The organism is Amycolatopsis sp. NPDC051102 (assembly GCF_040682815.1).
Taxonomy (GTDB): domain Bacteria; phylum Actinomycetota; class Actinomycetes; order Mycobacteriales; family Pseudonocardiaceae; genus Amycolatopsis.
The window spans coordinates 59,133-83,594 of sequence record NZ_JBFBBT010000031.1; the positions used below are offsets into that span (position 1 = coordinate 59,133).

At 71.1% G+C, this 24,462-nt stretch carries 24 protein-coding genes; 19 read left to right on the plus strand and 5 right to left on the minus strand.

Translation table 11 applies throughout. The annotated features are described in order from the left end of the window. Position 1: 1 nt before the first annotated feature. The 10 genes from AB0M93_RS44720 to AB0M93_RS44765 all read left to right on the plus strand — a co-directional run bounded on the left by AB0M93_RS44720 (position 2) and on the right by AB0M93_RS44765 (position 10,164). On the plus strand, positions 2 to 994 hold the full coding sequence (locus tag AB0M93_RS44720) for an NlpC/P60 family protein (protein WP_364286236.1): 993 nt from the start codon (positions 2 to 4) through the stop codon (positions 992 to 994). Further along, the gene (locus tag AB0M93_RS44725; RefSeq protein ID WP_364286238.1) at positions 991 to 1,512 is read left to right on the plus strand and encodes a hypothetical protein; all 522 of its coding nucleotides are present in this window, start codon (positions 991 to 993) and stop codon (positions 1,510 to 1,512) included. The genes AB0M93_RS44720 and AB0M93_RS44725 overlap by 4 nt, the downstream gene beginning before the upstream one ends. Then, on the plus strand, positions 1,509 to 1,829 hold the full coding sequence (locus tag AB0M93_RS44730; RefSeq protein WP_364286240.1) for a hypothetical protein: 321 nt from the start codon (positions 1,509 to 1,511) through the stop codon (positions 1,827 to 1,829). The genes AB0M93_RS44725 and AB0M93_RS44730 overlap by 4 nt, the downstream gene beginning before the upstream one ends. A gap of 5 nt (positions 1,830 to 1,834) precedes the next feature. After that, a complete protein-coding gene (locus AB0M93_RS44735) occupies positions 1,835 to 2,539 on the plus strand; it encodes a hypothetical protein (protein ID WP_364286242.1) in 705 nt (234 codons plus the stop codon). An 18-nt stretch (positions 2,540 to 2,557) separates the two neighbouring features. Next, positions 2,558 to 3,940, plus strand: a complete 1,383-nt coding sequence (locus AB0M93_RS44740) for a hypothetical protein (protein WP_364286244.1) — start codon at positions 2,558 to 2,560, stop codon at positions 3,938 to 3,940. A 46-nt stretch (positions 3,941 to 3,986) separates the two neighbouring features. Continuing rightward, complete coding sequence (locus tag AB0M93_RS44745) at positions 3,987 to 5,453, plus strand: SCO6880 family protein (RefSeq protein ID WP_364286246.1); 1,467 nt, start codon at positions 3,987 to 3,989, stop codon at positions 5,451 to 5,453. Then, complete coding sequence (locus tag AB0M93_RS44750) at positions 5,450 to 7,012, plus strand: hypothetical protein (RefSeq protein WP_364286248.1); 1,563 nt, start codon at positions 5,450 to 5,452, stop codon at positions 7,010 to 7,012. The genes AB0M93_RS44745 and AB0M93_RS44750 overlap by 4 nt, the downstream gene beginning before the upstream one ends. Beyond that, positions 7,009 to 8,754: a type IV secretory system conjugative DNA transfer family protein gene (locus AB0M93_RS44755; RefSeq protein WP_364286250.1), complete on the plus strand. Its 1,746-nt coding sequence runs from the start codon at positions 7,009 to 7,011 to the stop codon at positions 8,752 to 8,754. Before AB0M93_RS44750 ends, AB0M93_RS44755 begins: the two co-directional genes overlap by 4 nt. Next, entirely contained in the window at positions 8,754 to 9,161 is a 408-nt protein-coding gene (locus tag AB0M93_RS44760; protein ID WP_364286252.1) for a DUF4913 domain-containing protein, read from the plus strand. Before AB0M93_RS44755 ends, AB0M93_RS44760 begins: the two co-directional genes overlap by 1 nt. Before the next feature lie 688 nt (positions 9,162 to 9,849). Further along, on the plus strand, positions 9,850 to 10,164 hold the full coding sequence (locus tag AB0M93_RS44765) for a hypothetical protein (RefSeq protein WP_364286254.1): 315 nt from the start codon (positions 9,850 to 9,852) through the stop codon (positions 10,162 to 10,164). Between the two features lie 118 nt (positions 10,165 to 10,282). Here the strand turns inward: AB0M93_RS44765 and AB0M93_RS44770 are convergent, their stop codons facing one another. Then, positions 10,283 to 11,683, minus strand: a complete 1,401-nt coding sequence (locus tag AB0M93_RS44770; protein ID WP_364286256.1) for a helix-turn-helix transcriptional regulator — start codon at positions 11,681 to 11,683, stop codon at positions 10,283 to 10,285. Positions 11,684 to 11,865: 182 nt separating this feature from the next. On the opposite strand from AB0M93_RS44770, the gene AB0M93_RS44775 reads away from it, so the two are divergent. The 7 genes from AB0M93_RS44775 to AB0M93_RS44805 all read left to right on the plus strand — a co-directional run bounded on the left by AB0M93_RS44775 (position 11,866) and on the right by AB0M93_RS44805 (position 16,937). Further along, positions 11,866 to 12,762, plus strand: coding sequence for a TauD/TfdA family dioxygenase (locus tag AB0M93_RS44775; RefSeq protein WP_364286258.1), 897 nt, complete (start codon positions 11,866 to 11,868; stop codon positions 12,760 to 12,762). Beyond that, on the plus strand, positions 12,759 to 14,246 hold the full coding sequence (locus AB0M93_RS44780) for an FAD-dependent oxidoreductase (RefSeq protein ID WP_364286260.1): 1,488 nt from the start codon (positions 12,759 to 12,761) through the stop codon (positions 14,244 to 14,246). Before AB0M93_RS44775 ends, AB0M93_RS44780 begins: the two co-directional genes overlap by 4 nt. Then, entirely contained in the window at positions 14,165 to 14,419 is a 255-nt protein-coding gene (locus tag AB0M93_RS44785) for an acyl carrier protein (RefSeq protein WP_364286262.1), read from the plus strand. Before AB0M93_RS44780 ends, AB0M93_RS44785 begins: the two co-directional genes overlap by 82 nt. After that, entirely contained in the window at positions 14,416 to 15,018 is a 603-nt protein-coding gene (locus AB0M93_RS44790) for an acyltransferase (protein ID WP_364286264.1), read from the plus strand. Before AB0M93_RS44785 ends, AB0M93_RS44790 begins: the two co-directional genes overlap by 4 nt. Before the next feature lie 50 nt (positions 15,019 to 15,068). Next, entirely contained in the window at positions 15,069 to 15,581 is a 513-nt protein-coding gene (locus AB0M93_RS44795; RefSeq protein ID WP_364286266.1) for an NUDIX hydrolase, read from the plus strand. A gap of 113 nt (positions 15,582 to 15,694) precedes the next feature. Next, positions 15,695 to 16,117, plus strand: coding sequence for a hypothetical protein (locus AB0M93_RS44800; protein WP_364286268.1), 423 nt, complete (start codon positions 15,695 to 15,697; stop codon positions 16,115 to 16,117). A 484-nt stretch (positions 16,118 to 16,601) separates the two neighbouring features. Beyond that, the gene (locus AB0M93_RS44805) at positions 16,602 to 16,937 is read left to right on the plus strand and encodes a hypothetical protein (protein ID WP_364286270.1); all 336 of its coding nucleotides are present in this window, start codon (positions 16,602 to 16,604) and stop codon (positions 16,935 to 16,937) included. A gap of 91 nt (positions 16,938 to 17,028) precedes the next feature. Here AB0M93_RS44805 and AB0M93_RS44810 read toward each other — a convergent pair whose 3' ends face one another. From AB0M93_RS44810 to AB0M93_RS44825, 4 genes are all read right to left on the minus strand, one after another. After that, positions 17,029 to 17,943 (minus strand): sigma-70 family RNA polymerase sigma factor, encoded by a 915-nt coding sequence (locus AB0M93_RS44810; RefSeq protein WP_364286272.1) that lies wholly within the window; start codon positions 17,941 to 17,943, stop codon positions 17,029 to 17,031. 1 nt (position 17,944) lies between these two features. Further along, complete coding sequence (locus AB0M93_RS44815; RefSeq protein ID WP_364286274.1) at positions 17,945 to 18,448, minus strand: RNA polymerase sigma factor; 504 nt, start codon at positions 18,446 to 18,448, stop codon at positions 17,945 to 17,947. Positions 18,449 to 18,665: 217 nt separating this feature from the next. Next, entirely contained in the window at positions 18,666 to 18,860 is a 195-nt protein-coding gene (locus tag AB0M93_RS44820; RefSeq protein WP_364286276.1) for a hypothetical protein, read from the minus strand. Positions 18,861 to 19,945: 1,085 nt separating this feature from the next. Beyond that, positions 19,946 to 20,242, minus strand: coding sequence for a hypothetical protein (locus AB0M93_RS44825; protein WP_364286278.1), 297 nt, complete (start codon positions 20,240 to 20,242; stop codon positions 19,946 to 19,948). Between the two features lie 183 nt (positions 20,243 to 20,425). On the opposite strand from AB0M93_RS44825, the gene AB0M93_RS44830 reads away from it, so the two are divergent. Both AB0M93_RS44830 and AB0M93_RS44835 read left to right on the plus strand, forming a co-directional pair. Beyond that, positions 20,426 to 23,764: an error-prone DNA polymerase gene (locus AB0M93_RS44830; protein WP_364286280.1), complete on the plus strand. Its 3,339-nt coding sequence runs from the start codon at positions 20,426 to 20,428 to the stop codon at positions 23,762 to 23,764. Positions 23,765 to 23,912: 148 nt separating this feature from the next. Further along, on the plus strand, positions 23,913 to 24,425 hold the full coding sequence (locus AB0M93_RS44835; protein ID WP_364286282.1) for a hypothetical protein: 513 nt from the start codon (positions 23,913 to 23,915) through the stop codon (positions 24,423 to 24,425). Positions 24,426 to 24,462 lie beyond the last annotated feature (37 nt).

Consider the following 24,462-nt stretch of genomic DNA (forward strand, 5'->3'; position numbering starts at 1 on the left):
GATGGGACGCGTCCTTACCGCGATCGCCGCCGCTGTGACGCTCGTCGTCGCGGCCGCAGCGCTGATCACCGTCGTGTTCACCAGCTCCGCGGTCGGCTCAAGCTGCGACGGCGGCCGGGCGGTCAAGCACCTGCCCGGCTCCGTGCTCACCGACGAGCAGTTGGGGATCGTGCAGGTGATCCTCGGCGTGGTCGAGCAGCGGCAGCTGCCGGAGCGGGCCTCGATCATCGCCGTCGAGACGGCGCTGGTCGAGTCCGAGTTGAGGAATCTCGATCACGGCGACCGGGATTCGCTCGGGGTGTTCCAGCAGCGCCCGGGCCAGGGCTGGGGCACACCCGATCAGGTCATGGATCCGGTTTACGCGACCGGGAAGTTCCTCGACGCGCTCGTTGCGGTGGACGGCTGGGAGTCGATGCCGCCCGGCGCGGCCGCGCAGGCAGTGCAGCGCTCGGGTTTCCCCGACCGCTACGCGTTGCGCGAGCCGGAAGCCACGCAGATCGTCGCCGGCGTGCGGGGGCAGGTCGGCGACCTGCCGGATCCGTGCATCCCGCCGCACGACGTCGACGCGCCGGCCGCGGTGCAGCGGGCGCTGGCGCAGCTGGGGATGCCGTACTGCTGGGGCGGCGGCACCACCGACGGCCCGACCCGGGGCGACGGGTCCTCCCCGGCGCCGTGCGGGCCGAACTCCCCGGGGTTCGACTGCTCCGGGCTGATGCTCTACGCGTTCGCGCCGAGCGTGACGCTGCCGCGGACCAGCCGCGCCCAGTACAACGCCCCGGGCGGCACGCACGTGCCGCTGACCGACGTCGTGCCCGGCGACATGCTGTTCTGGGCCAACGACACCCGCGACCCAGGCTCGATCCATCACGTCGCACTGGTCGTGACGCCGGGGCAGCTGGTGGAGGCGCCCGAAGACGGCAAGACCGTGCGGCAGCGGGCCTACCGGCTCGACAGCCCCGGGCTCATGCCCTCGGCCGTGCGGATGAGCCGATGACCGCGCTGCGCTCGAGCGCGCCGATCCCGCCTGCATCACCGGCGGTGATGCAGGCGGGATCGGCGGATCCGCGGCGCCTGGTCGTGGTCGGCGCCTCCGGCAACGTCGGCACCAGCGCGGTCGCGTGGATGCTCGACGCGGTCGACGCGGGCAGCTGGCGCACCGACGTCCTCGGGCCGCTGCCTGTGCCGGACGTCCTGGTCGCCGGCGTGCCGCTGCAGGCCATGACCCGCGCCAAGAACGCGCTCCTTCTGCTGTCGCGGCTCGGCGTCCGGCCGGTGCTGGTGGTCGTCAACGACGGCCACGGGCGCCCGCCCGCCGACTCCAGTGCCCTGCTGATTCTCCTGCGGCCGCTGGCCCGGGAGGTCGCGCAGATTCCGTACGTCCCGGCCTGGCGGGCGTGCACCAGCCCCGGGGGACTGACCCCGCCGACCGGCCCGGCCTTGCAGGCGGTGAACCGGCTTCGCGCCGTGTTCGGCCTCGCGCCGGTGCCTTCACCGAAGAGGACACGCCGATGAGGCTGACCCAGTTCAACGACCCGCTCTCACCTGGTCCGACCCCGCCACCGTCGTTCACGGTGCCGGATCCGCCCCCGAAGGCCCCGCCGGGCCTGGATTGGTTCGGCGACTTCGTGGTCGCCGCCATGAAGTACTTCGGGATCATCTCGGTGGTCGTCGGCTTCGCGATCTGCGCGATCATGATGGCCCTCGGCCGCCGCAACCGCTCCGACTGGGCCGCGCAAGGCATGCTCGGCATCCCGTACGTCATCGGCGCCATCCTGATCCTCGTGGGTACCGGCGGGATCGTCGGCGGCCTGCTCACTGCGGCGCGGTGACCGCGATGCCGTGGAACGACAAGGCCCCGCGCCGCCGCTGGCCGCTGGTGCTCGGCGCCGCCGTGGTGCTGCTGGCCGGGCTGCTGATCGCTTCGCTCGTCTACGTCGGCAAGCACGACGCCGCGCCGTCCTCGAGTACGGCGGTATCGGACGCACCGGCGGTGCCGGACCGGCTGGACTGGGGCTCGATTAGCTGGATCGAACTCAACGGCACGCAGGTGCCCCGCTCGGCCGAGTACGGCCCACGCGAGAACTCCGGGCCGCTGGCGTCGGGGTTCACCCACGACCCGCAGGGCGCGGTGCTGGCTGCGGTGAACATCGCGGCCCGCAGCAGCGGCCTGGCCGGCGGCGAGGAGATGTGGCGGCCGACCATCGCCCGCCAGACCACCGGCGACGTCATGCAGTACCTGGCGGCCACCGAGGAGACCTTCCGCGAAGCCCTCGGGCGCGGCGGTGCGCCGGTGCCGGTGGTGATCGGGTTCCGGCTCGCCGGGGCGAACACCGCCGACGACGTCGCCTTCGACATCGTCGCTCGCCTGACCAACCGCAGCGACCCGCGGCTGAAGGCGCTGCTGGTCGGCACGCTGCACGTCCGCTGGGCCGCGGGGGACTGGCGGCTCGTCGTGCCCACCGGCGCAGGCAGGCAGGTCAAGGCGATCCCACCCGGATTCGCCGCCATGCCCGGCCAGCGCTTGACACTGGCCGGCTGACGGGGCAGGGGCGATCCGATGTGTCCTATCTGGGCCAACGTCCTTTCCCAAGGCGCGTGCCAGGTCGTCGAGTGGACCGGCGACCTGGTCGCCGACGGCGCGAAGAGCGTCGCGGGCTCGGCGCTGCAGGGCGCGGCGGACTCGGCGGGCCAGTCGGCCGGTCAGCTGATCACGCTCTCACTGGGCTGGTGGACATTTCAGTCCACAGTGGATTTCGGGTCGCCGGCGATCCGGCTGATCCAGCAGTACACGATGCCGCTGTCGGTGATCATGCTGATGGCAGGCGTGATCCTGGCGGCGGCGAAGACGGCGCTCACTCGCCGCGGTGAGCCGTTGACCAACCTCGCGACGAACGTCTTGACCTTCCTGGTGCTGGCCACCGCGGGGGTCGGACTGCTCGCCGCGCTGCAAACCGGGGGCGACGCGTTCAGCGCGTGGATCATCTCGGAGGCGGGCGCCGACTTCGGCGAGCGGTTCGCCCAGGCGGCCATGTCTTCCTACACCGGCGCGTTCGGCGTCATTTTGGTGAGCTTGCTGTGCATTCTGATCGCGTTCGTGCAGTGGATTTTGATGCTTTTCCGGGCGGCCGCGCTGGTTCTGCTCGCTGGGGCGTTGCCGTTCGCGGCCGCCGCGTCGACGGTGCAGGGCCGCACGGACTCGACGAAGCGGGTCGTGACCTGGTCGGTGGCGATCCTGGTCTACAAGCCCACCGGCGCGCTGATCTACGCGGCCGGTTTCACCACGCTGGCCGAGGGCGGCTCCCTGCTGGTGATGCTGCAGGGCGTGGTGATCCTGCTGATGGCGATCATCGCGCTGCCCTCCCTCGTGCGGTTGTTCTCCTGGATGTCCGCGCCGATGCCGTCCGGAGGTAGCGGCGGCATCGCGGCGGTCGCGGGGATCGCCGGACTGGCGATGGCTCGTCGCCGCGGCGGCGGCGGAGGAGGCGGAGGCGGTGGTGACGTCGAGCCGGAGCCCGACGGCGGCGAGCCAGACCCAGGGGAAACTGCCGCCTCGACGGGGCAGGAAGCCGTGGACCACGTACGGAGCATGGACACCGGCGGGCCGGGTACCGGCGGTGGCGATACCCCGATGGACACGCTGTCGTCCGAGAACGCGGGCGGGGCCACCGACGCGCCGTCCGGCACGGACTCCGGCCCGGCCGAGAGCGGGAACGCGTCGACCGAATCGCTTCCGCTACCCGGCGGCGGTGAGAGCGGGGAGGCTGCGGCGACCACGGCGGCCACCGGTGGCGCGGCGGCGGGGGCGGACACGCCGACCTCCAGCGGCGGGTCGATCCCCGGTGAGCTCGACGGCGGGTCGGCCGTGCACGACGTCGTCGACGACGGGACAGCCGCGGCGACCACGCCGGAAGAGCCGTCCGATTCGGACGGATCGTCATGACGGCCACGACGATGAGCGATCCCGCCTGCATCACCGGCGGTGCGACATGGTGAGGACCTACGGGGCCTGGCGACGCCGGCGCGGGTTCGAGGTGATGGGGCTGCCCGCCGGTCACCTGGCCTGGCTGCTGAGCGCGGTGTGCCTGCCTATGGTGATCGCGCTGTTCGACAGTGGCGCGGGGCTCTGGGCCGCCATCCCCGGCGCGCTGGTCGCGATCGCGGTGCTCGTGCGTTCGGACGGAACTCCGTGGGTGGTCCTGCTGGCCCGCCGCTGGATCTGGCACCGCGCCTACCGGCGAGGGATGACCTCGTACCGCTCCGAGCTGGTGACCCGCGTCGCCGGAGCACCGTATCTACCGGGCCCGCTGGCGCCGCTGGAACTGCTCGCGGTCCGGCAGATCACCGGCGCACCAGCAGGCTGGATGTGGGACCGGCGCGGTGGATACCTCACCACCCAGGTCCGTCTCGGCTCGACCGGCACCCTCCTGGCCGAGGAGTCCGCGGCAGAAGGCTGGGTTGCCGCGTTCGGCGCGTGGCAGGCGGCGCTGGGGTACGTCCCCGGCATCCGCTCGGTGGCGATCGTCGTGGACACCGCCCCCTCGTCGATCTCGCGGGTACGCGACTACGTCGCCGAGCACGCGGTCGACGACGCGCCGGATCTCGCGCGCCGGCTGATGGCCGACGTGCTCGCCGACCTGCCCGAGCAGACCGCGGAGATGCACGTCTGGGCCGCCGTCACGCTGGATCCGCGCAAGTTGCCGACCCGGCCGACCACGATGGTGGAGGCGACCGCCGAGGCGTCGGTGGCGCTGACCGGAATCGTCGAGGGGCTCGCCTCCGGCGGGGTCAGCGTGCTCGGCCGCGCCACCCCGGGCTGGACGGCCTCCCGGATGCGTGCCGCGTTCGACCCGGCCGCACGGGGGCAGGTCGACCGCGACCAAACCGGCGAGGCGGCGGTGAGCTGGCAGCAGGCCGGCCCGCAGGCCGCGACCGAGCAGTGGGATCACCTGCAGCACGATTCGGGCTGGTCGGTGACCTACGCGCTGCGCGAGCTGCCCGCCGCCCGGGTCCGCCACGACGTCCTGCGGCGGCTGATGGCGCCCGGGGCGTGGCCGCGCCGGGTCGCGCTGCTCTACCGCCCGTATCCCGCTGAGCTGGCCGCGTCGGTGGTCGACGCCGAGCTGCAAGCGGCCGCGGTCCGCCGGACCGCGGCCCGTAAGGCGAAGCGGGACTTCTCTGTGCGCGAGCAGGTCGACGCCGCGCTGGCGACCGCGACCGCGGTGGAGCAGGCACGCGGTGCTGGGCTGGGGGAGCCGAGCATCCTGGTCACGGTCACGACCTTGGCCGAGGCCGACTTGCCGGCCGCGTGCGCCGACCTCGAAAGCCGGGCCCGCGGTGCCCGCTTGAAGTTGCAGCGGATGTACGGCGCGCAGCTGCTCGGCTTCGCCTCGACACTCGGCGTCGGCGTGGATCCCTACGAACTGGCCGCCCGGACACCGGGACGGTCGAGGTGATCCGGCGACGCCGCGCCGACGCCGCGGCGATCCCGCCTGCATCACCTGCCGGTGCCGGCCCGACCGGCGAGAGCGAGGCGACGCTGCTGACGGCCGAGCAGTTCGACGGCCGTCGACGGGCTGGCGACGGGCTGCCCGCGGAGTGGATCGCCGCGCGCGACAAGCCGATCCCGCCGGCGCTGGGCTGGCGGATGCCGGGGGCGGGCCGCGCGCCCATCGCGCCGAAACTCACGCGCTGGGTCGGCTCGACCGCGCAGGTCAGCGGCCTGTACCCGTTCGTGCTCTCGGCGGGAGCGCCGGACTTCGGCGTCCCGGTCGGAGTTCACCAGATCACCCGCGAGCCGGTCTCGCTCGACGTCGGGGAGTACTTGCGCCGCGGCCTGGTGACCAACGTGGGGGTCTACCTCACCGGCGAGCCCGGCACGGGCAAGAGCACGATCGGGCGGCGGCTGATGTGGGGTCTCAGCCTGTTCGGTGTCGGCGTCATGGTCCCGGCCGACTTGAAGGGCGAGCACCGGCAGCTGGTGGAAGGCCTCGGCGGCACGTGCGTCACCCTGGGCCGCGGGCTGCACCGGATCAACCTGCTCGATCCCGGCCCGCTCGCCGGCGTCTTGGACCAGGCCCCGCTCACCGAGCGGGCCCGGCTGCGGCAGGAGATCCAGGCCCGCGCCCTGGCCCTCACCGAGGGCGCGCTGACGATCAGTTCGGGGCGTCCTCTCGATGACTCCGAGCGGCTCGCTCTTGCGCTGGCCTACGAGCTGTTCGGTCGCCGCCGCCCGTCCGACACACCGACGCTGTCGGATCTCCTGGTGATCTTGCAGGAGGCTCCGGAGGAGATCCGGGCGCCGCTGCACGCGGCGGATGCGGCCGAGTCGCAACGGCTGCTGCGGCCGCTGCTGGTGCGGCTGCAGCTGATCCTTCGGGGCCCGCTGGCCGGGCTTTTCGAAGGCCAGAGCACGTTCACGATCGACCCGCGCACCCCGGCGACCAGCCTGGACCTGTCCCGGCTGGTCGCCGGGGCCGACGACGACGCCGTGGCGATCGCCATGCTGGCCGCGTGGGGCTGGGCCTCCGCGCTCATCGACGCCGGCCAGGTCAGCGGGTTCCGCCGTACGTGGGTTCAGTTCTTCGACGAGTTCTGGCGGGTTTTGAGGGCGGGCTCGGGAATGGTCGAGATCGGTGACCAGGTCGGCCGGATCGGGCGCCAGAAAGGCGTGCAGGCGCTCATGGCCTCGCACGCTTTCGCCGACTTCCAGGCCTTGGCCACCGAGGAGGACCGGGCGAAGGCGGTCGGCATCATCGCGCGGTGCTCGACGGCGATCGTGGCCGCGCAACCGCAGTCGGAGCTCGACGCGCTGTCGTCGATCATGCAGTTCAGCAGAGCGGAAAGCGCCTTGATCCGGTCGTGGGCCGCGCCGCCGACCTGGTCCGGCGAGACCCACCACCCGGGCCGCGGCCGGTACATGCTCAAGCCGCGCGAGCGGATCGGGATTCCGGTCCGGATGCTGCTTGCGGCCTCGGAGCGGCCCTACCACGACACCGACCAGGCGTGGCGATGAGCACGACCGCGCCGCCTCGGGACGAGATGCTGCTCGGCTGGTTGTCGATCGGCGCGATCGCGGCCGCCGAGCTGGGCGCCGCGCTGCTGTGGGTCGCGCAGGGGGCAGTCGCGGTGGCCGCCGGGGACGGCTGGTCTCCACCGGCGTTCCGATGGGGGCTCGGTCCCGTCCTCGACGTCGTGTCCGCGCATCCGGTCACGGCGCGGATTCCGACGCTGATCGTGTTCGGCGTATTGCTGGTGGCGGCCGTGCTGGTGCTGATTCAGGCGGCATCGCGGGCGCGGCGGCTGCTGCGGACCCGGCGCCGGCTGGCGGAAGCGGCGGCGGTGAACCGGCGAGCCGAGATCGAGGGCATGACGGCGCCGGACCGCGCGGCTGAGACCGCGCGTCTTCATCCGACGCTGACTGGGCCGCCCTCGGGTGGCCGCCCGGATGTGCGGGACGTCCTGGGCGTCGCGCTGCCCTCCGGCCCGGAGATCCTTCCGGGATGGGAGGACGTGGAGATCGCCTGGATGGCGCCGCGGTCCGGGAAGACCACGGCTCGGGCGGTGCCGCGGGTACTGGCTGCCCCTGGCGCAGTCGTCGCGACGTCGAACCGACCGGACCTGTACCGCGCCACCGGCGGGTACCGGGCGAGGCTGGGCCGGGTGTGGCGGTTTGATCCGCAGCGGATCACCCGCGCACGGCGGACGTTCTGGTGGAACCCGCTGCGCCTGGTGCACGACGACGAGACCGCACGGCAGCTGGCTGAGCAGTTCGTGCAAGCGGTCCGGCCCAACGGCGGCGAGACGTTCTGGGCCGACAGCGCGGCGGACCTGTTGTCGGCGATGTTCCTGGCCGCGTCGGTGAGCGGTGCGTCGCTGCGCGAGGTGTGGCGCTGGCTCAACGCCTCGACCGACGATCGGCCGGCGCAGTTGCTTGATGATCACGGGTTCGGGCCGGTGGCCGAGAGCATGCGCAACACGGTCTTCCTGCACGCGGAAACCCGGGATTCGGTCTATCAGACGGCGAGGACGGCCGCGAGCTGCCTGCGCAGTACCCAGATCCTGAAGTGGGTGACCCCCCAGCCGGGTCTTCCGGAATTCTCCATGCTCGACTTCGCGCGGTCGACGGACACGGTGTACTTGCTGTCCAAGGACGCGGCCGGCGCGGCCGCGCCGCTGCTCGCCGGGTTCCTGGACCAGCTGTTCGATGCGTGCCAGGACGAGTCCGAGCGACACGGCGGGCGGCTGCCGGTTCCGGTGGCGATGGTCCTGGACGAGGTCGGCAACTGCCCGTGGGACCGGCTCCCGAAGGTCGTTTCGTACTCCGGCGGGCTCGGGGTCTCGATCAGCGCCATCCTGCAGTCCTGGGCCCAGGGGGTGCGGGTGTGGGGCGAGAACGGGATGGAGATGCTGTTCGGAGCCACCACGATCAAGGTCTTCGGCGCCGGGGTCGAGGACGAGCAGCTACTTCGCCGGATCTCCCTGGCGGTCGGCCGGCATGACGTCGTGCAGCGCTCAACCACCTATGGCTCGGGTGGCCGGTCGGACACCACGAGCATGGACCACCGGGAGATCTTGCCGCCGGACGCGGTGCGTGCGCTGGAGAAGGGCACCGCGCTGGTCCTGCTCACCGGTCGTCGGCCGGTGATCGTGCGCTTGGTGCCGTGGTACGCGACGTCCTACCGCGACGTCGTCGAGCAGTCGATCACGGAGGCGCAGCGCGAACTGGCGGAACTGGTCCGCCAAGGCGGGCCGTGATGCAGGCGGGATCGGGCGAGAAGAAGAAGCCGGAACCGCCCGTGTGGGATCCGGCCGAACTGGTTCGGTGGCTGGAGACCACGGTGTTTCCGGTGTACCTGCGGCCGATCGGCCGGCCGGGGATGCACTGGTGCAGTCGGTGGTGGGCCCACGCGGAGGCTTGGGCGCGCTTCACTGCCTGCCATCGGGCGTGGCAGGAACTGGTCGCCGAACCCGGAATCGGGCTGTCGGTCTGGCATCGCGACCACCTCGACCCGATGCTCAAGGAGCTGCTGGGGGAGAACGGACCGTTCGCCGCGTGCACGCCCCGCTCGCACACCGATCCCACGCGGGCCCGGCACGTGCAGCCACCTCCCTATGATGCGGAGGAGATTCCGCAGGAACAGCCGTCGCGCCGCGGTCGCTGACGTCCTGGGGCTCGACGTCCGGGCACCATCCCGTACACGACGTTATACGCCCGCATTCGCGATGGGGATGCAGGCCGGGTCGGCGCTGACGAGTTCCCACGCGACCGCCTGACGATCTTCGCCACCTCGCGGCCCGGGAACCCTCGTGAAATCGCTGAACCGGGTGGGCGTGTCGGAGCGAGTGTCACAGCGCGAACACAGGTCTACTTGTGGAGCCGACCTGTGTGCTGCCTCGCGCTGCAGTCGAGGGAGCACTCCGAGCCCCGGCTTCATCGAGCCTCCGCTCGATGGCGCTTCGGAGAGGAAAGGAAGGCGGTTGATCTTGACTTCACGTCGGGATCGACGGCGTGACAGCTGGAAGTGCCGGATCACCGTCACGATCACGGGTTCTGTGACCGTGACGGCGGCCCGGCTGGTGACCACCTTGGTGCTGGTACTCACAGGCCTCGCGAACCTGTACCCGCGCTAGTCGATCACCTGGTTGTCCGCGCTCGGCGGGGCCTGCTCATTGAGCGGGCTTCGCCGAGCCTTTTGCCCTTTTGACGCGTAAGCGTCAATTACCACTGTAGACGCCTTCATGATCAACCCCGGTAACTTCATCGGCTCGGCGAGGCGCGCCGGTGATGCAGGCGGGATCGCCTTCTGCGGCGAGGTGTAGCAAGAACGTGGTCTCCCGCGACTTTCATGTATGAGGTCGGTGCACCGTGACGTGTTCGCGCTGTTGGAGCAGTGGCGTGACGAGCTGGACGCTGTCGAGCTGACCGTGCCGATCAACCTGCCCGCGCTGCAGGCCCGGCAGCGGTATGAGGCGCTGCGGTTCCCCAGCGTCGCGCAGGCGGTCGAGCAGGTCCGCGCTACCGTGCTGCGGGGGACGGCGTTTCCGCCGGTGGATGAGGTCGTCGCCGTGGTCACCGTCGAGGTTTTGCCTGCCGTGTCACCAGGTCCGCCGTACCCGCCGGCGTGGACCCCCGACGAGCTCTACCCCTACCCGGCCGCTGGCTGAGCAGGCGCACCTGGCCATCGCGGTGTGCCTTGGATCCTGGCGTTCCGGATGGATCCGCACTCCGAGGCCGACGTTGAGCGGGCTGATCAGGCTGGTCCGGCGGCTGAGTCCCGGGCGGTCAGAGCCCGGCGTGGGTCGCCAGCGCCGGAAGGCCCGAGGGTGTCCGGCCCGGCGCGTCGAGCATGGTCGCGATCAGGCCGCGGACCGACGGCCGTTGGAGTTCCTGCGGTGCGCAGGTGAATGCCTTGGTCAGCGCGCTGCTGGCCTGGTCGAGGTTGCCGTGTTCTTTCCACGCTCGGGCGCCGTCGACGTAGGCGCGTGCGCGTCGTTCGGCAGTCGGCAGCCGGGCTGGGTCGACGGCGTCGAAGTAGCGCAGCGCCCGGGAGGAGTCGCCAAGGGCGGTGTGCACGCCAATGCGGTACACCGCAACGGTCGTCTCGCTGAACTGGGCGTTGCCGGTCCCGCCCGCGGTCCCGGGGAGCCGGCGCGCGGCGTGTTCGGCTTCCTCGATGAGCGCGATGGCCTGGGCGGTGTTGCCGTTCTGGGCGGCGGAGTAGCTCGCGGTGCACAGCAACGATCCGTAGGTGGCCAGCACCGGCATCTGCGGGTCGCCGTGGTCGGCACCGAGGTCGAGCGCCGTCTTGGTGAGCATGGTGATCGCGCCGTTCAGCCCGGCTTCCCGGTCGATCCGCTCGGGAGCGCCGAGGGCGTCGCGGCGCATCGAGATCGCCATCGCGCGGGAGCTGGCCGCGATGGTCAGCGGGTCGCCGCTGGCCTCTGCGGCCGTGTGGGACCGGTCGGCGGCGACGCGGGCGACGGTGTCGCGGTGCCGCTTGGTCGCCAACTCGGAGCCGAGCAGGTAGGCGCGGGCCAAGGCGGCGGACATCCGGTCCTGCAGCTGGCCAACGGCGGCGTCGCGGCTGGCGTGGGCGGCGGCGATCAGTCGGGGGAGCGTGCCGGTGAGCTCGCTGTACTCGCAGCGCTCGAAGGCGGCCTGGGCCTGGGCGAGCGCCTGGTGCAACGTCACCAGGGGCACCGGCGCGGCCGGCAGCTGCGACTTGGCCAGCAGCAGCGCTTCCAGCGACTCCTCGCCGGATGCCGCCCGCGCGGTGCCGGGCAGCGCGGCGGCGATCGTGAAGCCGGCCAGCCCCGCGAGCAGTTGTCGTCGCCGCATCGCCTCGTCACCGTCCTGTTCGCCGGGAGTCGTTGCGCCGACAGTAACCGGCCCGGCACTCTCGCGCGTCTCTGCCGCGCCGCTGTCCGCCGGGACCAGACCGAACAGGTGCGGCGGGATCGCGAGAACGTCGGCCAGGGTCCGCAGGTAGTGAACGTCGACCAGCTTGCGCTGCCCGGTTTCCATCCGCGAGAGGGTGCTCACCGACAGGTGACACAGGGTCGCGACCTGCGCCATCGTCAGATGCCGCGCTTCCCGCACGACCCGCACCACCGCACCGAAGCGGCCTTCGGCGGCGGCGCCCACGACCTCAGGTGACGACCAGAACGGGTGCAGAGCGTCCATCGGAACCTCCTCACCGATCGTCCCGCATTCACCACCCTCAGCAACAGCCCGAGGTGGCCTGGTGCCGTTTGACAATTCCGCAAATCCGTTGCCGATCGCGCACATCCCCTGCCGCACGGACGCGGTCCGCGCGTTCCATGAAGTCCCCGCTCCGACCGAGCACCGTCCGTAGGGAGATCGTCGTGACCCACCATCGACACCGCATCCCCGTCGCCCCAAGCCTGGCCACCGCGCTGGCAGAAATCGAACTGGGCATGGACGGCCACACCTGGGCCGCTGCGCACGTCGACGCCGCTCGGACGTGCCTGCGGACGGCGGGCGTCGCTCTGGTGCACAGCCTCGCCGACCGGCTTGCGGCAGACGGCTGGGCGATCGCGGCGCTTCCTGCCGAGCTGCCCGACGAAAGCCTCCGCCGCGCGGCCGCCGGGGTGCTCGCCGGGGTCGGGGCGCCGTTCTTCTCCATCGACGGCGGCCGCGGGCTCTGGCTGGACGGGCTATCCGGGCCCGAGCGGATCCCGACCAGCTTCGGCGGGTTCGCCGCGCAGGTCCTGCATATCGACGCACCGAACGTCACCGCACCGCCGGACTACACCAGCCTGCTGATGCTGCGCCCCGACCCGGCCGGCGGCGGACACTCGGTGCTGGCCGACCTGCGCGCGGCCGCGCTACTGCTCACCGACGCCGATCGCGACGTCCTGAGTCACCCGCTGTTCTTCGAGGGCCGCGCCGAGCAGCTGCACGGTGTCGGCGAGCCGCTGCTGCCGTTCCCCGTCCTCGAGGACGGCCCGCCCGGATGCACCTGGATCCGCTGGGCCGGGAAGCTGCTGACCGACCCGCGCAACGCCACCCACCTCCCGGTGCTCGACCGCTTCGCCGCGCTGCTGCATGGCACCGAGCGTCGGGTCCTGCTGCGCCGCGGGAACCTGCTGGTCGTCGACCAGCGCCGGGCCGCGCACGGCCGCACTGCCCTGGGCCCGCAGGACGGCGTCTCGGCATCGGCCCGGCGGTTGCTGTGCCAGGCCAAGGCCCGCTTCGACACCGACGCCCCGGCGCACCAGGTGATGCGGAGCGCGGCATGACCAGCCTGGACGCGGTCGACGTCGCCGTCGTCGGCACCGGTGTGGTCGGGTTGGCGGCCGCGCACGAACTGCTCGCGCGCGGCTTCACGGTCGCCGTGCTCGGCCCGCGCCCCGGTAGGGCATCCGGGCAGGCCAGCGCGGCGGCCGGCGCGATGCTGTCGCTGTTCTCCGAGGTCGACGCCACCCAGCCCACCGAGCGGGTCGAGCTGGAAGTTGGCCACCGGCTCAAGGCCTTCGCGCGGTACCCGGCGTGGCTGGACCGGCTCTCCGCTGCATCCGGCGGCCCACCGGTTCCGCTGATCGCGGGGACCTGGGTCGTCGCCGACGACGGTGCGCGCGACGACGTCGCCGCCATCGCGCGCGCGGCGCGGGCCGCGTCGCACCCGGCCGAGCTGCACGACGGCGCGGACGTCGACGGCCTGCAGCCGGAACTCGGCCCGGCGGTCGCGTTGTGGCTGCCGACCGAACCCAGCTTGGACGTCGCCCGCCTGCTGGATGTGCTCGGCGTGGCCGTGGCCGGGCACCGCAACGCCCACTGGTGCGAATCGCCGGCGATCGGAGTCACGCCCGTCCCGACTGCGATGCGCCTTGCCTGCGTGGACGGCACGGTCGTGACCTGCGAACGGGCCGTGCTCGCCGCGGGCGCCGGGATCCCGGCGCTGCTGGGCGAGCGCGGCCGCGACCTCGGCGTCCCGCCGGTGCTCGCCGGGCGGGGCGTGAGCATGCTGCTCGGCACCCCGGTCGCCGTTCCTCACACGGTCCGCACCCCGAACGCGGCGTTCGCGTGTGGCACCCACCTCGTGCCCCGTGCCGACGGGACGGTCTACCTCGGCGCGACCAACCGGCTCACCCTCACCCCAAAACTCGACGGCGCGGCGACGCTGGACGAGGTCGCCGTGCTGATCGGCGATTCCGCCTGCATCATCGATCACCGGCTCGCCGGTGCCGAGCTGCTGCGTACGCAGGTCGGGTACCGGCCCTACACCCTCGACCACCTGCCGCTGGTCGGGCCAACCGGCGACCCGCGGATCCTGCTGGCCACCGCGACCTACCGGTGCGGCGTGCTGCTTGCCCCGCTGCTGGCGGACCTCGTCGCCGACGAGATCACCGAACCTGGCTCCCTGGCTGTGCATCCCTACCGCGCCGACCGCCCGATGCCCGCGCCCCAGCTCAACGACCTGCTGACCCCGGCGACGCTGCGCGGGCTCGGCGACCACCTTGCCGGGCCCGGCGCACGTGCCGGAGGGCGGCAGCTCACGGCCCTGCTGGCCGCGGCGCTGCCCGCGCTGCTGGCCGCCCACGGGCCGCTCGGCGACGCGGCGGTCCGGCTGCTGGCCGCCGCTCCGGTCGCCGAGGTGCTGCCGTCCCTGCTCGCCCTCGCCGAACGCCTGGAGGTCCACTCATGCCCGACCACACCGTCGATCCCGCCGCCGCGGTCCTCGGCGCCGCCGCTGCCGTCCGGGGTCGCCGTGCCGGCGACCTGACCCGGGACCACCGGCTCGACGCGCTCGGCTTCGACTCCCTCGACCGGTTCTACCTCGCCGTCGCCTTGGAGCAGACCACTGGGCGGGCTGTGCCGGACCTGGTGCTGGCCAGCGCCGCGACGCTCGGCGACTTCATCGACCACCTGACCACCGCCACGAAAGGAACGCCATGACCGCCACCGGCAACCACCAGCTCGTCGAGCCGAGCGCCCACGTCGCGCCCGGGGCGCGGATCGGCGCCGGAACCCGGGTGTGGCACTACGCGCAGGTCGCCGACGACGTCGAGATCGGCGACGGCTGCACGCTCGGCATGAGCTGCTACGTCGGCTCCGGCTCGCGGATCGGGAACCGCGTCAAGATCGGCAACCACGCCGACGTGTTCGGCGCGCAGATCGAAGACGGCGTCCTGATCAGTCCGCAGGCCGTACTCACCGAAGACCGCACACCCCGGGCGACCCGCCCGGACGGCCAGCGCCAAGGCCCCGCCGACTGGACCCCGACGCCGGTCATCGTGCGCTGCGGCGCGACTATCGGCGTCAACGCGAGCGTCGCAGGCGGAGTCGAGATCGGGCGCTACGCCCTGGTCTGCATCGGCGCCGTGGTCCTGCGCGACGTGCCCGCCCACATGAAAGTTGCGGGCAACCCGGCTCTCGCCGTCGGCTGGGCCTGCCGATGCGCCGAGACCCTCGACGGCGATCTCCGCTGCCCGCGGTGCGCCAGGGCCTACGAAGTGACCGCTGACCAGCTGATCGAGAAACCGCGCAGCGTCTAAAGCGACGCCGGTCACAGGCAAGCCCGGCGGGATGGGTAGCGTCGCCGGGCATGACTCAGGAATGGCTGCCGCCCGCCGAGTACTACGCCACGCTGCCCAAGCAACTTGGCAGCGGCGGCGTCCTCTTCCGCGATGCCCAGGGCCGTGTCCTGCTCGTCGAGCCCAACTACGGCTCCGAGACGTGGGAGATTCCCGGCGGCGGCCTTGAGGAGGGCGAGTCCCCGCGGAGCGCCGCGCGTCGCGAGATCAAGGAAGAACTCGGGTTCGACATGCTGCCCGGCCGGCTGCTGGTCGTGGACTGGGTGCCGCCGCAACCGGACGGCCGCAACGCGTTGGAAAACCACGTGTTCGACGGCGGCGTGCTCGACGAGGACCAGATCGCCTCGCTGCGTTTGGACGACCGCGAGCTGAAGCGCTCAAAATTCGCCACCCGCGACGAGGCCGCGATGATGCTCAGCGATCACCTGGCGCGCCGGGTCGCGGCGTGCCTCGACGTCGTGGACTCTGGTCGGTTCGTGTACCTGGAGAACGGATTCGACCCGATCGCGCTCGAAACGTCGTGACGATACCGCCTGCATCACCGGCTTTCGTTCGGGCCGACCAGGCCGGACCCTCGCGCACCTGGCTCGGCTGAGGTCCAGAAGCGCATCGGCGGGCGGGCTGGCAGATTGTGCGCATGAACAGCGTGCCCGAACCGAGCTTGCTCCAGGACGGCGCCTGGATCGCCACGATACTCAGCGGCTTGTCCATCGTGGCCGGCGTGCTCGTGTGGATCTTCAAGCAGCTCCGCGGATGGCGAGAGCAACGGCGTACCATCCGGCATCGCAACTGGCACGGCTACATCATCACGGGATCGGTGTCGAGCTGGTATGTCCGGGTCGCCGATGATCCCAAGAGCCCGACCGGTCGGATCGTGCTGGACGTGCTCGACGGCCCTGACGGCACGCCGGATGCCAACCGGGCCTACTCGATGCGCCTGCAGATCGCGGCGGACGGCATCATCGCCCGAGCACCAACACCGGGGGAAGACGCCTTCCTCAAGTCCCTGGGCCGCAAACGCGGCGGAGGCAATGACCCGGAGGGGTTCCCGGTGCACTGACCGCCGCGGCCGCCCGCGCGGCGTGCTCGGCGTCGAACCTCGACACCAGCCAACGCATCGCCCGACGTCGGCGCGTCTCGTCGAGCCGGGTCAGCGCCACGTACGCCGTGCGCATCGCGGCGATCTCCGGGTTCTCGGGTGCGTCCATGCCTTCGAGCGTCGCACGGATCTGGCCGGGCGATGTCGCACTTATGTCGCACGCCCGCCGTCCGGCGAGCGGGGTATGGACTGACCCCGTCAGCAAGGGTGCAGCAACACCGCTCGACGGTGATGCAGGCCGCATGACGCCATCTACCGGCCGGTCGGCCTAACCCTTACCTGCTTCTTTTGAGCGAGCACGACCCGGTGGGGGCAGCATGGGCACGCCTACAGTCACCGTGCGTTGCCTGCCTCCACTTGGTTACGTACCGGCAGATCGATGTTGCTGTGCGCAGTGGGTGTTCACCCGATTGCACGTTGCAGCCTGCTACGCCCTCTCAACGGCATGAGCGAAGAGCAACCCTTGAGTGGAGGGAACGGCGGCGACCCGCCCCCGCTTCCGACCGGTGCCGCTCCGCACGATCACGCTGGGTGGCGTCTCGCCTTCCGGCTCGTCGATCTCGGGGCCGGCAGTAACGACAGTGCGAGCTGGAGCCAGTTCGCCAGGATCACCATCTGGATCATCGTCGCGTTGGCGACGATCGGGGTGATCATTTGGGTGGCGGGCCCGTGGGTCGGCCTCGGCGGTGGCGGCGCCTATGGGCTGACCAAGGCGGGTAAGGCGGTGCACCGCAAGGTCACCGGTAAGGGGAAGGAGATCACCTCCGGCCCGCGGGCCTGAAGCCGGCAACACCACCGAGGTGCAGCCGGCCCGGACACGCCCGGCCGATCGCCGGATCCAACCGTGCCCGGTCCGAGACCCTGCCAACGGGCTATTCGATCCGTGGCATCTCGGATTTCAGGATCTTCTTGCGCAGGTGCGCAAGCGCGCGTTGCTGAGCAAGCCGTACTGCCCCCGGAGTCATGTCCAGCGCGGTCGCGGTTTCCTTCGCCGATAGCCCCACGACGATGAGCAAGACCAGAACTTCCCGCTGCTGTACCGGCAGGGTGCCCAGCATCGTCGCAAGTTGAGCAGCGACAGGTTCTGCGTCCTCGGCCGTCGGATTCAGCTCCGGCTGGGGTAGCCGTTGATGCGTGCGGCTGGCCTCGCCGACCTCCACCTTGAGCACGAGATAGACGAACCGCAGAAACGGTTGCCCATCGCGATATCGGTAGGTGGGTAGCTTCGAGACCAGGCCCTCCAATGCTCGCTGAGCCAGCTCGTCGGTGATTTCCAGCGACACACCGAGCACGCTGAGCCGGGCGCGGGTGTAGCGGTAGGCCAACGGGCGGACCAGGGAAATGATCCGCACCAATGCCCCGCGCTGACCCCGGGACAACGCCGTGAACAGCTCGCAGTCGTTGAACCCGTAGTCCTGCCAATCGGGCTCCGGCACGGCCGACTGCACGCGGCGCAGCTTGCACACCGTCTCGACCGTGGTCTTGTGGTGCCACGCGGCCAGGACTTCCGAGTAGGTCTGCAGGCTGGCCTTCTCGGCCAGCTGCGCGAAGTCGGCATCGACGTGTTCCCAGCGGCCGCTGGGCCATTCCGGGCCCGAGTCCGGCAGCGCGCCGGTCGTGGCGGCTACGGCGACCCGTTCGTCGATCTCGCGGCGTGCTTCCCGCGCGGACCGATGCTTGATGGCCCGAAGAACCGCGGCGCTGTCCACGCGCTGACGCACGGCAGCATCGAATTCCTCGCGCTGGCCGGTGAGCCAGGCGTCGAAGGCCTCCTCGTTGCGGTCCATCTCAGGCACCTCCTTCAGTGTGCTGGTTCAGCTGGTCCCACCGCTTTTTGATCTTGGCACGCGCATAGCGCAGAGAGGACCTCGCCGACTCCGGTTCGATCCCCAGTGCGTTCGCGATCTCGGTAGGTTCGAATCCGTCGAAGGTCCACGCCATGATTTCGCGTTGGCGGTCCCCCGGCAGCGACTGCAACAGCTGATCGCGCAGCAATTGGGCGTCGACCGATCCGGTCGAGTCGTCGCCGGTCTCGTGCAGGAGCCATGAGCTCTCGGCCGACCGCCGGCGGTCCTCGGTCTCCCGGATCGACTGGTTCATCGCCTCCCGGGACGCGACCTTGCGTACCCATGCCTTCGGATGTTCGATCACGGCCCACTTCTTGTGCGCCTTGAACATCGTCTCCGCCGCAGATTCCTCGGCTATAGCAAGTGGGTAGCCGAGCCTGATCAGAAACCCCACTAGTCGGGGGTGGTCGTCAGCGAAGAACGCTTCGAAGTCGAGATTCGACATCGCGACGTCCCCCCTCCCGGGGATCTCGTGGGTGGTGGTGGATTCTCATCCGCCTGTACAACCTCATAGAGAGTCGCCGGGGCGCCGAGCGTGCAAAGAAGTTTCAAGATCTTTTGACGGCTCGCTGACCTGCGGGTATCCACACTCGACGAGAAGCGGCCCGCGCACGGCACCTTCCGGGACGTGGCGAGCGAGGACCAGCGTGCCGGACGGCGCGTTAGCAGGGACGTGCCGCCAAGAGCTGAGGGCACGAGCTGTTGGCGGCGATGTAGGCCTCCAACGACGGGTCGAGCAGGCCGGCCAGCGCGAGCACGCGGCTGCACCGGTCTTTCAAGTCCACACTGGTCAGCGGCTCGTGGTGCGCGACCCGGTTGCGCAGTCGGTGCAGCTTGTCCGCGTGGTCGTCAACCACGGGGCGGCTCGTTCCGCTCACGAACGCGTGGTGCAGGAAGGGCACCCACAGCGGTTGGTGCTGGACCGGGGACTGCACTGGTGAGGCGCCATAGGCGCCGGAAAGCAGAAACCGCAGGTGAAGCGGGGTAGCGAGGGATGTGCGCAAGGTAAGGCGTCTCACATACCGAGAAAAATGGCCTGAAGCGTCTCACCTGAAGAGAAAGATGGCGTCGGTTCGTACCCTTATGTAATGGCGCTCACCGCGAGGCGAGTACGCCCAGGAGCCAGCCGGCTTCGAGGGTCGCTTCCCCCCTGGGAGCTCTGCCGAAAGGAGCCCAGATGAGTAAGGGCAGCCGCGGTAACGAGGACGGACCGACCCGCTGGGCCGGTCTCGCCCTCAAGCTGCTGATCGTGCTGGGCAAGATTTTCGAGAACTGGACCCGGCACTAACGCAGCACCGCAGAACGAGTTCGCCCCCTGGTTGCCGCCGGGGGGCGGCTCTGCGTCAAGGCTCGATCATACGCCGTAAACAGGCCAGTCCTCCCAGGATGTGGGCGCTCGGAGGGGTGAGCCCGACGCGGGCTCGATACGGCGCCGCGCCGGGCGAAGATCAGCGGGGCGCATCACCCCCGTCCGCGCTGTCCTCGTCGCCGGCCGTCGGAGGCCGGGGGAGCAGCTGGCGGAGGGAGGCAGCCCAGCGCCTGTCTTCGCGAAGCAGGCCGGGCAGGGCCTTCAGGATCGGAAGGGCGAGCCGTAGAACACGTTCGTTCTCCGCGCCGGTCTTGATCAACCAGCGGAGGAACCACAGCGCTTGGGCCATCGTGGCGAGTCGCACTATGGCGGCGAGGGTGCCCAACCCCAGCGCGGCCGCGACGTAAGCGTTAACCGGATTTCATCGTCTGAACCATTCTGTAGGGGCGTGCGCGATGGTAGCCGAAGGCGAGGACCGGGGCGCCCCAACTTCCGCATTCAGTACATAATCTGCTTTATGGACTAAATGCTCAGCATGGGCGCAACGCCGCCCGACGCCGATGCAGGCGGTATCGATGCTCGAGCACGTCAGCCCTCGGTGGCCTGCCTGGCGGCACTCGTTTCGCCGGAGCGTCAACTCGCTGAGGTTCGCCGCGACGGCAACTCACCGACCACCGCGCGGTAGATCTCCTCGGGCTTGAGGGTGGGGTTGTACAGCTCAGTGCCGACGACGTGGGCCAAGCGCCGACGCCGGAACGCCGGCTTGTCGACCAACTCCACGCTCGTCACGCCGCCGGTCCGGACGGTGTACACCGCCTTGACGACGGTGAGGACCTCGTTGCGCGGGATGCCCTCGGCCTCGGCCGCGTCCATGATTCGCTGCGCGGCCGCGACGACTGGGTCGTCGGCGGATTCGGTGGTGCTCGACATCGTGACGACCTCCCTGGTGCCGTTCCGGCAGTGACCCGTTTGGCCGCACCTGCACGGCTCGATTTGACTGTAGCTGCTGGTCCGCCGCATGATGACGACACCTCTGGAACAAGTGTTCGAGCAGGTTGTGATGGTGTGGCTACCGCCTTCCCCGCGGTGCTCGTGGCGTGTGGGAGTCGTGTGGTGTCCAGGTTCAACGGCGGCGCGGGACGCAGTTGGCGCGAGATCGAGCGCATCGCGTCCGGCCGCCCCCCAGTGCCGGGCGACGGTGGCGACTCCCCGGCCTGGAGCCGCAAGCGCGACGGCTACCGCGCACCAGCGGACGTGCCGGTACGGCGCAGCAGCGACGACGGCGCGGGCGGGCTCCGGCGCCCCTACGCCGAGCTGCACACGCACTCGTACTTCAGCTTCCTCGACGGTGTGTCCTCGCCCGAAGCTCTGGTCGAGGAGGCCGCCCGGCTCGGGCTGGATGCAGTCATGCTGACCGACCACGACGGCATGTACGGCGCCGTCCGCTTCAGCGTCGCCGCGCGCGAGCTCGGGATCCGCGCCGGGTACGGCGCGGAGCTGAGCCTCGGGTTGTCCGCGCCGCAGGCCGGCATCCCGGACCCGGAGGGCACGCACCTGCTGGTCTTGGCGCGCGACATCGAGGGTTACCGGCGGTTGTGCCGGGTGATTTCCCACGCCCAGCTCGCCGGCAAGGAGAAGGGCCGCCCGGTCTACGACGTCGCCGAGGTCGTCGACGAGCTGGCCGGGCACGTGCAGGTGCTGACCGGCTGCCGCAAGGGCGCCGTCCGCCAGGCCCTCATCCAGCGCGGCCCGGCCGCGGCCGCCGCGGAACTTGCGCTGCTGGTCGACCGGTTCGGGCACCGCAACGTCGCGGTGGAGCTGATCGACCACCGTCAGCCGCTCGACAGCACCCACAACGACCACCTGGCCGCCATGGCCCGCGAGTTGACGCTGCCGACGGTGGTCTCGAACAACGTGCACTACGCGAGGCCGGACGACGCGTGGCACGCCGATGCCGTCGCCGCGATCCGCGCGCGCCGGTCGGTCGAGGAGCTGGAGGGCTGGCTGCCTGCGGCCGGGACCGCGTACCTGCGCTCCGGGCAAGAACAGCTGCGCGCGTTCGAGCGCCGCTACCCCGGCGCGGTCGGCCGCGCCGCCGCGCTCGGGGTCGAGTGCTCGTTCGACCTGGCCCTCGTCGCGCCGCAGCTGCCGCCGTTCCCTGTACCGTCCGGCCACGCCGACGAGGCCGCCTACTTGCGTCACCTCGTCATGGAGGGCGCGGCCGCCCGCTACGGGACCCGGGCCGACGCGCCGGAGGCCTACGCCCAGCTTGAGCACGAGCTGAAGGTCATCGCCGAGCTCGACTTCCCCGGCTACTTCCTGGTGGTGTGGGACATCGTCCGCTTCTGCCACTCCCGCGGGATCCTCGCTCAGGGTCGCGGTTCGGCGGCCAACAGCGCGGTCTGCTTCGCGTTGAAGATCTGCAACGCCGACCCGGTCAGGTGGGGCCTGCTCTTCGAGCGGTTCCTGGCGCCGGAACGGGACGGGCCGCCGGACATCGACGTCGACATCGAATCCGACCGCCGGGAGGAGGCGATCCAGTACGTCTACGAACGACACGGCCGGCTGCACGCCGCCCAGGTCGCCAACGTCATCACCTACCGCGCGAAGTACGCGGTCCGGGACGCGGCGAAGGCGCTCGGGCACAGCCCCGGCCAGCAGGACGCCTTCGCCAAGGCCATCGACCGGTGGCACCGCGTCGCCGACGCCGACAAACCGGACGAGCGCGGGCACGGCATCCCCGACGACGTCCGCGAGCTGGCCGCGCGGCTGGAGGACTCCCCGCGCCACCTCGGGGTGCACTCCGGCGGGATGGTCATCGCCCACACCCCGGTCTCGGAGATCGTCCCTGTCGAATGGGCAACCAAGAAGGATCGCACCGTCCTGCAGTGGGACAAGGATGACTGCAGCGAAATCGGCTTGGTCAAGTTTGACCTGCTCGGGCTCGGGATGCTCTCGGCGCTGCGCTACAGCATCGACCTCGTCGCCCAGCACCACGGCCGCGAGGTCGACCTCGGCGAGCTGGACCTGGCCGACAAGGCGGTCTACGACATGCTGTGCGAGGCCGACGCGATCGGGGTGTTCCAGGTCGAGTCCCGCGCCCAGCTCGGCACGCTGCCCCGGCTGCGGCCACGGAAGTTCTACGACCTGGTCGTCCAGGTCGCGCTGATCCGCCCCGGACCGATCCAGGGTGGATCAGTGCACCCCTACATCCGCCGCCGACGCGCTGAGGAGACCTGGAGCCACGCCCACCCGCTGCTGGCCGACAGCTTGGACCGCACGCTCGGCGTGCCCTTGTTCCAAGAGCAGGTCATGCAGATGGCCCGCGACGTCGCCTCGTTCACCGCGGCCGAGGCCGACCAGCTGCGCCGGGCGATGGGCGCGAAGCGCTCGGACGCGAAGATGATGGCGCTGATGGCGCGCTTCTTCGACGGGTGCGCGGCCAACGGCATCGACCGGACGCTCGCCGAGCGGATCTTCGAGCAGATCCACGCCTTTTCCGGGTATGGGTTCCCGGAGGCGCACTCGATGTCCTTCGCACTGCTGGTCTACGCGTCGGCGTGGTTCAAGCGGTACTACCCGGCGGCGTTCTGCGCCGGGCTGCTGCGCGCGCAGCCGATGGGGTTCTACTCCGCGCAGTCGCTGGTCGCCGACGCCCGCCGGCACGGCGTGCTCGTCCGCGAGCCGGACATCAACGCCTCGCTGGTCCACGCCACGCTCGAGTTAGACCCGGCGTCGACGGGCGGGGTGGCGCTGCGGCTCGGGCTGGCCGGGATCCGCCAGGTCGGCACCGACGTCGCCGAGGCAATCGTCGCCGAACGCGACACGAACGGCCCGTACGCCAGCATCGGCGAGCTGACCGAGCGGGTGCAGCTCGGGCAGCCTCTCGCCGAGGCCTTGGCCACCTCCGGCGCATTCACCGCGCTGGGTCCGGATCGCCGGCAGGCGCTCTGGGCGGCCGGGGCGGCGGCCCGCACGCGGGCCGGGCACCTACCCGGCATCGCCACCGGCGTCGACGCGCCCGCGCTGCCGGGCATGACCGCCCTCGAGGTCGCTGCCGCCGACGTGTGGGCCACCGGCATCACTCCGGACCGCCACCCCGTGGAGTTCGTCCGCGAGCACCTCGACGGGCTCGGCGTTGTCCCGGCCGCCCGCGTGCTCGACGTCGCCGACCGCAGCCGGATCAAGGTCGGCGGCGCGGTCACCCACAAGCAACGCCCGGCCACCGCCGGTGGGATCACCTTCCTCAATCTCGAAGACGAGACCGGCATGATCAACGTCATCGTCCACCCCAGCACCTGGACCCGGTTCAAGCAGGTCCTGGCCACGAGCTCGGCGCTGGTGATCCGCGGCCAGGCCCAGGTCACCCAGGGCACCGCCTCGGTGGTCGCCGACCAGATCACGCCGCTGGATCTGCGCGCTCTCGCCGGACGCAGCCGTGATTTCCGCTGATCCGGCCGGTCGTCGTGACGGTGCCGGGGCGGGCGCCGCGCGGGCTGGGCGGTTCCTCGACGTCCCGCTCTGGCCGTGGGCCCGGCCGCTGGACGGCCCGCAGGACCTGCCCCGCCGGTGCCCGGCTGGGCACCGGTTGCAGTCCGGGATGGTGCAGGAAACCCCGAATCAGGACTACGGCGTCCGCGAACTTGTGTGCCGGCATTGCGAGAACCAGCCGGGCCACGGCCGGTGGGCGCTGGTCGACCCGTCAGCCTCCGCGCAGGTCACCGAAGACCGCGTCCAGCCGCGGCGGCTGCAGCTCGTGGCGGTCCCGCCCGACGTCCGGGCCGGTGTCGGGCTGATCCAGTTGCGTTGGGGTGCCACCATCTACGGTCACGTCGAGCTGTCGTTGTGTTCGGTCGACCGATGCGGTCTGCTGCTCGGCCTGCACGTCGAGGTTCGGCACCGCCGCCGCGGCGTTGGCCGCGTCCTGACCCACGCGGCGGCCGCCCGGGGGAGCGGGTTTGCCTGGAGCGCGAACCCGCCTGAGGAGCCGGGCGCTGCCGCGTTTTGGGCGAAGATCGCAACGCCGAGGGCGCCGGCCAGTCCGTGTTCGCATCAGGAAGCGGCGGGGCTGCGCATAGAACCCCGGTGGCCGAGATGGTGGGAGAAGGCGTGATCCAGGCTGAATCGACGGGAAGACATGATCCACGCTG